This is a genomic window from Massilia sp. PWRC2 (assembly GCF_049896725.1).
Classification (GTDB): domain Bacteria; phylum Pseudomonadota; class Gammaproteobacteria; order Burkholderiales; family Burkholderiaceae_D; genus JAFCUW01.
Genome location: NZ_JAFCUW010000015.1, coordinates 57044 through 69005, shown reverse-complemented (window position 1 = coordinate 69005; position 11962 = coordinate 57044). Strand labels below are relative to the sequence as shown.

General features: G+C 58.2%; 14 protein-coding genes and 1 pseudogene. 6 read left to right on the top strand and 9 right to left on the bottom strand.

The annotated features are described in order from the left end of the window. The 3 genes from ACP7BZ_RS21680 to ACP7BZ_RS21670 all read left to right on the top strand — a co-directional run. Positions 1-320: IS66 family transposase (locus ACP7BZ_RS21680; RefSeq protein WP_426117038.1), on the top strand; the 320-nt coding region annotated here is incomplete at its 5' end. A gap of 166 nt (positions 321-486) precedes the next feature. Further along, entirely contained in the window at positions 487-1170 is a 684-nt protein-coding gene (locus tag ACP7BZ_RS21675; RefSeq protein WP_426117036.1) for a hypothetical protein, read from the top strand. A gap of 267 nt (positions 1171-1437) precedes the next feature. Next, on the top strand, positions 1438-1956 hold the full coding sequence (locus ACP7BZ_RS21670) for a sensor histidine kinase (protein ID WP_426117034.1): 519 nt from the start codon (positions 1438-1440) through the stop codon (positions 1954-1956). Between the two features lie 574 nt (positions 1957-2530). On the opposite strand, the gene ACP7BZ_RS21665 is transcribed toward ACP7BZ_RS21670, so the two are convergent. Beyond that, a complete protein-coding gene (locus ACP7BZ_RS21665; RefSeq protein ID WP_426117032.1) occupies positions 2531-2944 on the bottom strand; it encodes a BLUF domain-containing protein in 414 nt (137 codons plus the stop codon). 315 nt (positions 2945-3259) lie between these two features. Here ACP7BZ_RS21665 and ACP7BZ_RS21660 point away from each other — a divergent pair. The 3 genes and pseudogenes from ACP7BZ_RS21660 to ACP7BZ_RS21650 all read left to right on the top strand — a co-directional run. Continuing rightward, positions 3260-3469 (top strand): annotated as a pseudogene (locus tag ACP7BZ_RS21660) (IS6 family transposase); the annotation flags it as partial. Between the two features lie 74 nt (positions 3470-3543). Further along, complete coding sequence (locus tag ACP7BZ_RS21655) at positions 3544-3894, top strand: transposase (RefSeq protein ID WP_426117030.1); 351 nt, start codon at positions 3544-3546, stop codon at positions 3892-3894. A gap of 27 nt (positions 3895-3921) precedes the next feature. Further along, the gene (locus tag ACP7BZ_RS21650) at positions 3922-4071 is read left to right on the top strand and encodes a hypothetical protein (protein WP_426117028.1); all 150 of its coding nucleotides are present in this window, start codon (positions 3922-3924) and stop codon (positions 4069-4071) included. A 213-nt stretch (positions 4072-4284) separates the two neighbouring features. On the opposite strand, the gene ACP7BZ_RS21645 is transcribed toward ACP7BZ_RS21650, so the two are convergent. From ACP7BZ_RS21645 to ACP7BZ_RS21610, 8 genes are all read right to left on the bottom strand, one after another. Continuing rightward, positions 4285-4920: a glycine zipper 2TM domain-containing protein gene (locus ACP7BZ_RS21645; protein WP_426117026.1), complete on the bottom strand. Its 636-nt coding sequence runs from the start codon at positions 4918-4920 to the stop codon at positions 4285-4287. 356 nt (positions 4921-5276) lie between these two features. After that, positions 5277-5627, bottom strand: coding sequence for an IS66 family transposase (locus tag ACP7BZ_RS21640; RefSeq protein ID WP_426117024.1), 351 nt, complete (start codon positions 5625-5627; stop codon positions 5277-5279). After that, on the bottom strand, positions 5624-6682 hold the full coding sequence (locus ACP7BZ_RS21635; protein ID WP_426117023.1) for an IS66 family transposase: 1059 nt from the start codon (positions 6680-6682) through the stop codon (positions 5624-5626). The genes ACP7BZ_RS21640 and ACP7BZ_RS21635 overlap by 4 nt, the downstream gene beginning before the upstream one ends. A 129-nt stretch (positions 6683-6811) precedes the next feature. Next, positions 6812-6976, bottom strand: a complete 165-nt coding sequence (locus ACP7BZ_RS21630) for a hypothetical protein (RefSeq protein ID WP_426117021.1) — start codon at positions 6974-6976, stop codon at positions 6812-6814. Between the two features lie 12 nt (positions 6977-6988). After that, positions 6989-8440 carry an ATP-binding protein gene (locus ACP7BZ_RS21625; RefSeq protein ID WP_426117019.1) on the bottom strand — a complete coding sequence of 484 codons (1452 nt, stop codon included), beginning with the start codon at positions 8438-8440 and terminating at the stop codon, positions 6989-6991. Beyond that, positions 8440-8943: a response regulator gene (locus ACP7BZ_RS21620; protein ID WP_426117017.1), complete on the bottom strand. Its 504-nt coding sequence runs from the start codon at positions 8941-8943 to the stop codon at positions 8440-8442. Before ACP7BZ_RS21620 ends, ACP7BZ_RS21625 begins: the two co-directional genes overlap by 1 nt. Beyond that, on the bottom strand, positions 8940-11348 hold the full coding sequence (locus ACP7BZ_RS21615; RefSeq protein WP_426117015.1) for an ATP-binding protein: 2409 nt from the start codon (positions 11346-11348) through the stop codon (positions 8940-8942). The genes ACP7BZ_RS21620 and ACP7BZ_RS21615 overlap by 4 nt, the downstream gene beginning before the upstream one ends. Beyond that, entirely contained in the window at positions 11345-11959 is a 615-nt protein-coding gene (locus tag ACP7BZ_RS21610; protein ID WP_426117014.1) for a biliverdin-producing heme oxygenase, read from the bottom strand. The genes ACP7BZ_RS21615 and ACP7BZ_RS21610 overlap by 4 nt, the downstream gene beginning before the upstream one ends. Between the last annotated feature and the right edge of the window lie 3 nt (positions 11960-11962).

The following is an 11962-nucleotide window of genomic DNA, read 5'->3' as shown; positions in this document are numbered from 1 at the left end:
AGACCAAGCCCGGCGCAAAGCCGGGACGCTGCAAGCAGTCTGAGGCCCATAACTTGCTGCGCCGCTTCCGACTGCACGCAGACGCCATCTTGCGCTTCATTGCTGACCCCACAGTCCCGTTCACGAACAACATCGCCGAACGGGCCGTGCGCATGCCCAAGGTCAAACAGAAAATATCGGGATGCTTCCGCACCATCGTCGGCGCCGACAACTTCTGCACCATCCGCTCCTGCCTCGACACCCTACGCAAACAAGGGCACAGCATGCTCGAAGTGCTGCGCCGCGCATTTGCTGGCGATCCGATCAGGCCAGCTGCGTAGCGGCTGAATAGTTACCGTGCAGAGGGGATTAGCATGGTGCCCGGATGAGTAGTCTCACGCGATCCTCGCAGACGCTTCTCACAATAATTTGGACATACAATGGGCTAATCGCGATATTCCTTCGTCCACGCGGATGAGCAGTAGGCAGTTTTACAGGGGCCACACCATGATGTACGTATTTCTGCAAAATAACACCGATGAGCTCATTCAGCGGTGCATCGACAAAGTTGCCAAACGCCCGAAACGCAATGCTTCGGAGGAGCAACTTCGCACCGGCATTCCCATATTTCTAACCCAGCTAACTAAAACTCTTCAAGCTGAAGAAGAGGACGGCCCAGCAGCGGCGGCGGTTATTTCTGGCGAGTCTGGCGGCGGGGAAATCGATTCTTCTGAAATGGAGGACACCGCCGCTGCCCATGGCGCCGCTCTTTTAGACCTCAAATACACCGTTGATCAAGTTGTACATGATTATGGGGACCTGTGCCAAGCGATCACGGATTTGGCCATCGAGCGCGACGCACCATTTGCGGTCGATGAATTTCGAACGCTCAACAGTTGTTTGGATAATGCTATCGCTAGCGCAGTTAGTGAGTTCACCGTCCAACGGGATCTTTCCATCGCACAACAACAGAATACAAGTTCCAACGAGCACCTTGGGTTCGTGATGCACGAGCTACGAAATTCACTAAACGTGGCCAGCATGGCGGCCACTGCAATGGAAGTCGGTCAGCTGTCGATTGCTGGCGCAACCGGCAGGGTACTCAAGAGGGCTCTATGCCGTTTTGAGTGGAACTTTACACGGCGGCGGAAACGTGATGCTGCCAAATCGTGTGAATTTCCCCACCCCTAACCCCGCCCCGAGGGCGGGGAAGTCCTTGCCGCCGGACGGGCTCGCGGGCAGGATGCGAAACCCGCATCCAACCCTAAGCCTTTGAGCGTAAGGGCTTTTTCGATGCCGTCAAGGGTTCGCTGCGCCGGGCTTCGCCCTCCCTTGACCGCACCGAAAACGCCGCTGCTGTGGCAGCTTGCCAATGAGCAACGGACCTGGCCAGGGAAAATACGACCTGTCAAGTTCCACTCGAAACGACATTGGGCCCTCAAGAGGGGCCTTGCAACCATGGCGCGCTTAATTAACGTGTCCCTTGACGATGTACGGGCAGTGACGGCAGATAAGGGCATCAAAGATGTTTTTGCTTTAGCCGCATTCATAAATGAGGCGCGCGAATCGGCTCAGCTTGACGCCGACAAGCATGGTTGCCCTTTATTGGTCCCGCCGGTTGATGAGCTGCTAGGTCTGCAAGGCAACCGGGACCTTCTGTTGGCCGCCTTGGCTAATCTTTTGCACAACGCGTTCAAGTTCACGCATACGCACACAGCCGTTTCAATGACGGCCAGCGCAGTTGGAGATCGGATCTCGATCGTCGTGCGGGATCACTGCGGCGGCTTGCGGACTGGCGACGCAGAGAAAATGTTTTCGCCTTTCATACAGCGTAGCAGCGATCGGTCCGGTCTTGGCCTTGGCCTCTCAATTGCACGCCAGAGCATTTCGCAGGATGGGGGCCAACTCACTGTAGAAAACTTCCCCGGTGTAGGTTGCGCCTTTACCATCGACCTTCCACGGCACTTGGCACCTTGAGGGATGAAACAGGCGAGGTTGTAACGCAACTCTGCGTTCTTCCAGCTTACTTCCATTGCTTAAGGCCCGTTCGATACCTCTGCTCGATCGACACTGTCGAACGGCTGCTTTGGGTCGAAAGCGGTCCTTCATTGAAGGACCCGTTGCCTTAGCGCCCGATTTTTTCCGAATCCTGTGTTCTTCCGGCCCAATGTCGTTTCGAGTGGAACTTGACAGGTCGTATTTTCCCTGGCCAGGTCCGTTGCTCATTGGCAAGCTGCCACAGCAGCGGCGTTTTCGGTGCGGTCAAGGGAGGGCGAAGCCCGGCGCAGCGAACCCTTGACGGCATCGAAAAAGCCCTTACGCTCAAAGGCTTAGGGTTGGATGCGGGTTTCGCATCCTGCCCGCGAGCCCGTCCGGCGGCAAGGACTTCCCCGCCCTCGGGGCGGGGTTAGGGGTGGGGAAATTCACACGATTTGGCAGCATCACGTTTCCGCCGCCGTGTAAAGTTCCACTCAAAACGGCATAGAGCCGTTCTTCCCGACTTCGACATTGGCCGGTAGTCAGGTACGCATTACAACCGAACAGATGTGACTCAGCCTTTAAAAATCTTAAGTAATGCCACTGCTGGGGATGCCGATCCGATTTTTCGGTTTGTTTGAGCCGCCTCGAGGACTTCGACAAGTTCATCATATTTGTCGGCTTGTCTGTCGTTCAAGTTAGTCATATTCATGTTCCAGCGGGGGAAAGTACGGAAGTTTGCCGGCTCGTTGTACAGTATTCGCGAATTTTTGTGTCGAGGATCGAGTTCGATTTTTTTATATAGCTTATCGAGCGTGGATATTGGACCTTCCAATACTTGCAAAAACCAACCGCCGTTGTAAAACAAACTACCTGTTACGTCGAGTGGTGCGTTGTTTGCCTTTGCCTTTTCGTGTATCGCAGAGAGGTCTTCTGGAGACATCTTACGTGTTGCTTGGCTAATATAAACAAGTTGATTAATCGACATTGTTGCATCCTATTTTTTCGTGAACCCGGTCAGATTTGACTAGGCGAAGGGACATATTACCTAAAAAATAAGGCGTCGTCCGAATTGCGGTGAAGCGGCCAGCCGGACTACCGTCCTGGGCTGTAGTCTGGACCGTCGTTGTCCTTGGATGCGTCATGGCTGTTGAATTGATCGACGCCAGGCAAAAACGTCCCCAGTTTCGGTCCGTTTTTAGATTTTTACCGACACCGGCATACCGAAGCGGTTCTGTCGCATTAGCGAACGCCTGCGGGCCGGTCGAGTAAACTCCGGTGCCCGAATCTAGGACGAATCGACATGGTCATCTTCAAAGGTATGCGTTTTCCGATCGACGTGATTCTGGTCTGCATCCGCTGGTATGCTGCCTACCCGCTGAGTTACCGTCACTTGGAGGAGATGATGCAAGAGCGCGGCGTGTCGGTTGACCACTCATCGATCAACCGGTGGGCGATTCGTTTCCTGCCGCTCATCGAGAAGATGGCCCGGAAACACAAGCGCCCGGTCGGCGGGGCGTTGTTGAATAATTCGACCGGTCGCCACAAGAGTGTACAATCTGGCATCATTTCTTTCCAGGTAGGCCCGTGTCGTACAAACACAGCGAAGAGCGTCGCCACAAATTCGAGAAGCCGCATTACAAGGTGACGAACTGGCCTGCGTACAACGCCGCGCTCAGGCGGCGCGGTGACTTTACGATGTGGTTTACCGAGGAGGCGATTGCCGAGTGGTGCCCAGCGAAGACCGGGGCGCGCGGCCGGCCAACAAAGTATTCCAATGTGGCAATCGAGACCGCGCTGTTCATACGCCAAGTTTTTCATCTGGCGTTGCGGCAGACCGAAGGCTTCATGAACTCGCTTGCCCGTGCCTTGAAGGTCGAGATCAGCATCCCGGATTTCAGCCGCATTTCCACTGTATCAGTTTTAAATCGCTGTTGACAACGCGGCTACAATTTCCGCAGCTATATGGAACTGGCGATGCAGCGCTACAAGCGGATCTTCGGTAACGCGATGAAAGCACGTGCTCTGGCACGCCAGAAAACGAAGGCGTGGTTCAGTGCGTCCGCACTGAACACGATGGCCAGCTTCGGTATGCCGGTGTCGGTAAAAATCTAAAAACGGACCGAAACTGGGGACGTTTTTGCCTGGCGTTGATTAATTCAACAACGCCTGCGTGGAGGCTGCAGCTGGGTCTGTAGAATTTAGAAATTCTAAAAGCTGTGCACTAAAAGTACTACGACAGGATAGGCTTTCGCCGGCATTTGTGACACACGGATTACGCTGGGGGGCCCAGCGCACTGTCAGTGTCTAGCGGAACATACAGAGTGCTTAACGATTACCCAGTGGGATCGGGTTGCGATCATGCGCGACTTCATTGCCAGCATAGCCGCCGAGCAAGACGCCTGCCACAGTAGCCAGCTTTTTGCCGTTTCCGCCGCCGACCTGGTTGCCTAGCATCCCCCCAACTACCGCACCCACACCGGTCCCAACAGGGTTCATATCGCTCACATAGCTGCGAACGGGGGGTGGTGCGTAGTAAGGCTGCTCTTGAACGTAGCCTGGCTCGTACGCCGCGTTTTGCGTGTGATGGTGGACGACTTTGTGATGGGCTGCATGGTGTACTGGTCGAGGAGCTTGTTCAGTAGCTGGGGCCACCCGCTCTATGCTTCGTGGTGAAGCACCGGAAATTTCCTCAAAGACTCGGCCATCGGCAGTTTGGAAGCGGGTAGCCCCTGCAGGCACCGGCGCTACAGAGGAGGTCTGCCAAGCATTTGTGTTGGGAATAGGGGTAGCAGAAAATTGAGATGTCGACCCAATAGAAGCGGCTGTAGTCGCATTACTGTGCGATGGGAAAATGCCGGCAATAGCAGCCGCGCCAATCAGGCTCACAACGGTTACTGAAGCTGCAGCAGCAACTACTAGGGGATGGAGGCGAGGGCTTTGGGTATTGGTCGATGTTTCCATAATAGTCTCCTAGTGAACTTGTTTTTATCCTGCCTCCCGACCCGCGTATTAACAATCTCATACCTGTATCAATCGTAAGTGCCGGTTACACTTTGAGAGACGCGTCCTTACGACGCGTTACAAATGTTACGCGGTCGTTCATTCTTAAAGCTCAATTTGGTTCGTAACTATTCAGCCGCTACGCAGCCGGCATGATCGGATCGCCGGCAAATGCGCGGCGCAGCACTTCGAGCTTGCTGTGCCCTTGTTTGCGTAGGGTGTGAGGGTGAGGGTGTAAATAATTTTGTGTAAACGGTCATCTGGTAGGACACTGCCGCCATTAGGAGAAACAATGACCGTTGGTGACTGTTCAGCCGCTACGCGGCGAGCTGGATTGGATTGCCTTTGAAGGCTCGAAGAAGAACCTCAAGCATTCCATGGCCTTGTTTGCGTAGCGTGTCGAGACATGAGCGGATGACGCAGAAATTGTCGGCGCCCGTGAAGGTGCGGAAGCAGCCAGATACCTTCTGCTTCACCTTGGGCGTGCGCACGGCGCGCTCCCCAAGATTGTTCGTAAACGGGACGGCATGGTCGGTTATGAACAGTAGAACGGCGTCGGCATGGAGCCGGAAGCGTTTGAGCAAATTGAAGGCTACCGACTGTTTGACCGGCCCTTGCCTCCCGGCGGTCTTTACCGCTTCGGGATTGAGTCGCTCGCCGTCGTTCATGATAGCGTCATAGAGCGTGCGGAAGGCCGCGACATCATCGACGCTGAACGGCGTTTGTTTTTTCGGGCCGCCTCACATAACTTGTTGGCGTCCAGCAGCAAGTTCGTCATCGCGTCAGGCCATGCCTGTCCGGTGATTTCTTTCACATACACCAGCTCGCGTAGAAGATGGGCATTGCACAAGGCATGAATGGACTCATCGAGCTTCCAGTACGGCGCCCAGCAGTCGTGGACCAGGACGCCTATACGCTTGGGCAAGATGCCGTGAGCTTCGATGGCCGCCATGCCGTGCTTGGCGTGCACGCCATACCAAGTCAGCGTTTCGTTGGCTGCGATATGGAGCCAATGGAGCTTTCCTGCAACGCGCAGACCGGACTCGCCGGCGTTGACCAATGCGGCAATGTGCAAATTGTCAGCTATCTGGTTGGCCGTGTCCTGCAGCGCGGCGCGCGCCTCGCCCACCCATGCCACCAGCGTGCCGGGAGAAACCGACAGGCCATAGATATCGTGAAGCAGTTCAGCAGTACGGGCGAAGGGCAGCATTTGCCCTTGAGTCAGATGGACTCCCAGGGCCTTCACGTTCGGGCCGTACTGCACGACGTCCGAAACGCCGGCAGGAAAGGCGCTCACATGCACCTGCCCGCAGCTGCACGCCACTTCAAGCGTGCAGTGCTCGACGACATCGAACGAACGCGCGGGCACATCGATGACCTGCCGGCGTTCCACCACCAGTGCCTCGTCGAGCGGCAACGGCCGATGGCAGCGATTGCATTGCGATGGCAATGAGTGATGGATGGTATCGGTCGGCTCGGCCACTCGTTTGAGCGTCGTCCCTTTGTGTCCATCTTGCGCGCCGGCTTTCTTGTCCGATGTTCCGCGCAACGAGCGCGTCTTCTTCGCAAGGCCATCCGACGACGGCGGCTTACTCGAATTCTGGCTGTTCATTCCCAGCCCCGCCTCAACAGCGTCGAGGCGTGCGAACAGCGCGTCGATAAGTCTGTCCTTGTCTTGGTTGGACAGATGAGTAAGGTCAGGGCGCGGCGGTTTTGGTGGCATGCACGCATGATGCGTTATCCCAGATTTGTTTACAATAACTTTCTATGCTGCGCGTTCAGGCTGAACAGTCACGTTTTTTCTTGGCGTCGATTAATTCAATAACGCCTTGTCCAACCACGCTGCGTGCTCTCAGGCCGTCATTGAAGGAACGGTCTCCAGGATCTTAAGCACCGCGTCGAAGTCGGCCGGCTTGACCAGATGATGGTCAAAGCCAGCTTCGCGCGTGCGTTCACGGTCGCTGTCCTGCCCGTACCCGGTCAAGGCCACCAGCACCAGATCCTTCAGTGCAGGCAACTGGCGGATGCGTCAGGCCACTTCCAGCCCTGTGAGGCCCGGCAGGCCGATGTCCAGCAGCACCACGTTTACCGGAAAGCTCTGGACTGCCTCCAGCGCCGCTGCGCCATCGTGGACAACCCGGACCTCGTGCCCCTGCATGGCCAGCAGGGCCCCCATGGACTCGGCGGAATCTACGTTGTCGTCCACCACCAGCACGCAGCAGCACTTGTCGGCCGGCCGGACCACTTCTGCTTGCGGCGGCAACAGCGGCTTCCGATCGAGGGATGTGACAGGCAGCCGCACGACGAATTCACTGCCCTGACCCACGACGCTGGTGACGACTACGTTGCCCCCATGCAGTTCGACCAGGCGCTGCACTAGGCACAGGCCGATTCCCAGGCCGCCTTGCGAGCGGTCCAGTGACTTTTCAGCCTGCGTGAACAGGTCGAAAATGCGCGGCAGCAGGTCGGCGGCAATACCGATGCCCGTGTCCCGAACCCGCAGTACGGCCTCCTGGCCCTCCTGGGTGACCGACAGCCAGATGCGCCCGCCCGGATCGGTGTACTTCGCGGCGTTGGTGAGCAGGTTCACTACCACCTGCTCCAGCCGCGACGCGTCGGCCTGTAGCCAAACCGGGTGAGGCGGCGCCCATACCTCAAGCACATGCCGGCGCTCCTCGATCAGCGGCTGGGCGGTCTCGATCGCCTGGTCCAGGACGCCGCTCAGGGCGATGCGCTCCAGGCGCAGCCGCACGCGGCCGGTCGAGATGCGCGAGATCTCCAGCAGCTCACCCACCAGGTGATTGAGTTGCCCGACCTGCCGCTCGATGATGCCGCGGGCCTGTTGCTGCAGCGGGTCTTCGTTGGCCTGCAGCCGCAGCATGTGCAAGGCATTGGTGATGGGCGCGAGCGGGTTGCGCAGCTCGTGGCTGAGCATTGCCAGGAATTCGTCCTTACGGTGGTCCTGGTCGGTGAGCGCCTGCGCCTGCTCCTGCAGCTTACGCTCGACGTTCCTGCGCTCGGTGATGTTGTTGAAGATCACCGCCACCAGCTTGAAACGGTCGATCGAATTTTCGATGGCACGGCACAAGCTGGGGGCCGTTGTCCAGCTTTTGCCAATGTAGTCCTGGGCACCGGCTTGCAACACGTTTGGCCCGTCGCTGTCATCTACACCGTCCCAGCCCGTCATCACCACGACGGGGCAGGGCGGCATGCTGGATGCGCCGCACAGCGTGGTCAGCCACTGCGTGCCATTCTGGTCGGGCAAATTGAAGTCCAACAGCACGCAGTCAAAGGGGATGGCACTGCCTGACAGGCTTTGCGCCCGGTTGTCCAGAACCATTTGCAAACCGGTTGCACCGATTTCGGCCTCGGTGAAGCGGCAGGTGCGCCCAGACCCCGTGATCAGCAGCTTCCTGAATTCGGCCCGGTCATCGGGGTTGTCATCAATGATGAGAATGTGCCAATGCTTGGGGTGTTCCATTAGCGCTCCAGCGATTGCTCGGTCGGCAGCACCAGACTGCCCAGCCAGTAAGAAAACACGCTTTGCAACATCCCCAGATGCCCCGCGTGGCTGACCGGCTTGACGTGGTAGGCATTGGCCCCAAAGGTGTAGCAAAAATCGACATCGCGCGGGTTGGCAGAGGTGCTTACCACAACAACCGGAATGGCGCGGAGCCGCTCCTCTGCGTAAATCTGCTTCAGTGCGTATCGCCCATCGCCGTGCGGCGTGTTGAGGTCCAGCAGCACCAGCGCTGCATGGATTGGGGGCCGTTCGGGCGTGCCGCGCAGTAGCCGCAGGCAGTCATCGCCCGATACAGCCCGGCGCACCTCATACCCAATACCGGCCATCCGGGCCGCCGTCATCACGGTTTCAAAGTCTTCGTCCGAATCCTCGACCACCAGCACCGGGTGCGCGCGACGCAGCCGGGGTACCACCGGGGTAGCCGATAGCAGTGCTTGCGCGTCGTCCCTGGCGCTGGTCATGGATTGGCCTTGAGCGTTCCTGGCAGCGTGAAATAAAACGCGCTGCCCTCGCCCACAGTGGACTCAAGCCAGATGTCGCCGCCATGGCGCTGCACCACTTTTTGCACCACTGTGAGGCCCGCGCCCATTCCACCACCAAATTCGTCGTGCCCATGAAGGCGCTTGAACATGCGAAACACTTGTTCAAAATCGCGCGGCTCGATGCCAATTCCGTTGTCGCGCACGCAGTAAATGATCTGTTCTTTGGTCTGCGGCGGTGCGGCCTGGCGCAGGGCGGTGTCACCTTTATCAATGTAAGTCAGCTCTACCAGCGGCTTGTCGTGCAGGTTGTACTTGAAGGCGTTGCTGATCAGGTTGCTGAAAACCTCCCGCACCCGCACCGGGTTGCATTCGATGATGGGCAGGGGCCGGGGGATGCTGATTCGGCAGGTGTTGTCTTTGCGGCACACGCCGATCATCTCCAGCGCGTCTTCCACCAGTTCGTTCAGATTCACCGACTCGAACTCCAGGTTGGTGCGGCCTACCCGCGAGAAATGCAGCAGCGAATTGAGCAGGCTGTCCATGCGCAGCGTCAGACGCATCAGGCTGTCGAGGCGCGTGCGGTCGCCCGGGGACAGCGTCTGGGCGTTTTCCAGCAGTTGGTGGGCGTAGCGGTTGATGCCGCGCAGCGGCTCCTTGAGGTCATGCGAGGCCACGTAGGCGAAGGCGTCCAGCTCAATATTGCTGGCCGTCAGGTCCACGTTGTTGTCTGATAGTTGTACCGTTTGCGCGATCACCAATTCCATCACCAGTTGCCGCAGGCGCAGCGCCGAATCGACCTCCAGCGCGCTCCAGGGCAATGCGCGGCCCTGCACCGATTCAATGAACAACTCAAACGAGCGGCGCGGCGTCAAGCGCATGCCGTTGGGGCCAGACACCATGGGTTTGTCGGCGGGGTCACCGGCCCAATGTACGGTTTGCGGGGTCTCCGGCCGGAACCACAGGATGAGATCACGCCGCAGCCGCGATACGCGCACGGCAATTACGCCGCTGGCGACGTTGGCAAACGCGTGGCCCGCAGGGTAGTCGCGCGCCAGGCCGTCGGTGACATAGGCGGGGCACGTGCTGGAGTCAAAGTCGGGTCGTGCATTGAGCCACTCCGCCAGCCCATCAAGCTGCTCTACCGTGGGGGTATTGCCCGCGCACCACCAGCGGTCACGGTGGTAGAGCGCAGCGCCGTCGGCTTCCATGGCGTCCAGGAGCGAAGGTTGGTTGTCGGACAAGGCCAACAAGTCGCCCTCGCGCGCGGCTTTAACCATGAGTTTTTGATGTACGCTGTCTATTTTGACACGGTAGGCGAGTTGCTCTACCCGCTCGGTCGCCTTGAGCTGCAGCGAGGCCACCTGGGCCAGCAGTTCGCAGGCCGAGCGCAATGCATGCGAAAAATGGGTAGGCGTCAAGTGGTGGCAGGCCACCATGCCCCACAGCTCGCCTTCAATCAAGATCGGCATGGTCAGCGAGGCGGCCACGCCCATGTTGGCCAGGTACTCGGTGTACATCGTGGAGGCACCGCGCAGCGCGCAGTGCGTCATGTTCAGCGGCTGGCCTGTGTCGGGGTTGGCCAGCGGCGTCATCTCGACCAGCGGCCCGGCCGCGTTGGGCACGGGCCGGATCCAGATGCGTTGGTAAATATCGCGGGCGGGTTTGGGAATGTCGGTTTCCGGGTAATGAAGCCCCAGCCACGCGGGCAGGTCACTGCGCTTGTTTTCCGCCACCACCTCACCATGGTTGTCGGCGTGAAACTTGTACACCATGACCCGGTCCAGCGCGGTGATGTCCCGCACTTCGTCGGCCACTTGCTGGCAAAAGGCGCGCACGCCCACCGCCGACTTCAGGCGGTTGACGGTGTTGGTGACGCGGATGAAAAAATCGCGATCGCCCACTATGGCGGTGCGGCCGGTAGCCTCAAACTCTAGCAGCAAAGTGCCGTCGTATGTGTGCGCGCAGACGTCTAGGGCCTGTACGTTTGCCTGTGCTGGCAGCGGCGTATCCATTGTGAAGGCGTAGACCGTATTGCGTTCCAGCGCCTCGTGCGCCAGCATGCTCTGCAGACGTTGCAGATTGATGGCGCCTATCACCCGCACAACCGGTGTGCCAAGCAGCGCCGCTGCCGCAATGCCAAAAAACTCCAGGGCGTTTTCACTTATTTGCAGGATGGCCATGTCGGCCAGCCGCACCGCCATCAGCACACCATGCGCCTGAATGCACCCCGGTGTCTGTACCGGCTCGCTGTCGCAGGTGGTGATCGTGGTGCCGTGGCGCTTGATACTGTAGGGGCCGTTGGCCCAGTGCACGCCGCCTTCTGCGGAAAAATCGTCCGCAGTTGGTAGGTCAATGGGTTGGGCGTTAGGCAGATTGGAGGTCATGGTTGGCTGTCGTTTATGTTTGTGCATTGGAAAGTTGGAAACAGCCAGTGGGTCAGGGTTTCAAAGGTGCGGTTTGCGCCCGCAACGATCGCCGCGTGGCGGTGTTCATCGGCGTGCAGATCGGCATGATTCGACAACATGGTACAAAAAGCCTTCCAGTTGGAGCCAGTTTGCGCGCCGTAGCCATCAAAAAACGCGCCGCCTGATTCAGGTGTCAGGCCCAGTTGGGTTTGCAGTTGCCGCGTGATGATGCGCCCGCCCAGAGTGGCACCCTCAATCACATAGAGGCAGCCCAAAAGATCCTCTGGGGTTGTCAGGTCAGGCAGGTTGGTGCAGCGGGGAATTGCAGCCAACTGTGCAGAACTACTGCCCAACGCCAACAAATCTAGCGTCAGACGTGGGGTCTTTTGTCGGGCGGTGTAGTCAAACGCCAGCGACCGCCAGTACGGTGAGACCATTAGTTGGGATTCTAGCGGTTCATATAAGCTGAAGAAGCGGCTCACAAACTGGCTATAGCTACTGAGCGACAAGTCATCGTTCATCAACGGCAACTGTTCTTCCAATGCGGTATGGCTGGCGCTGGTTGCCAATTTCAGACGTTTCAATATCATGAA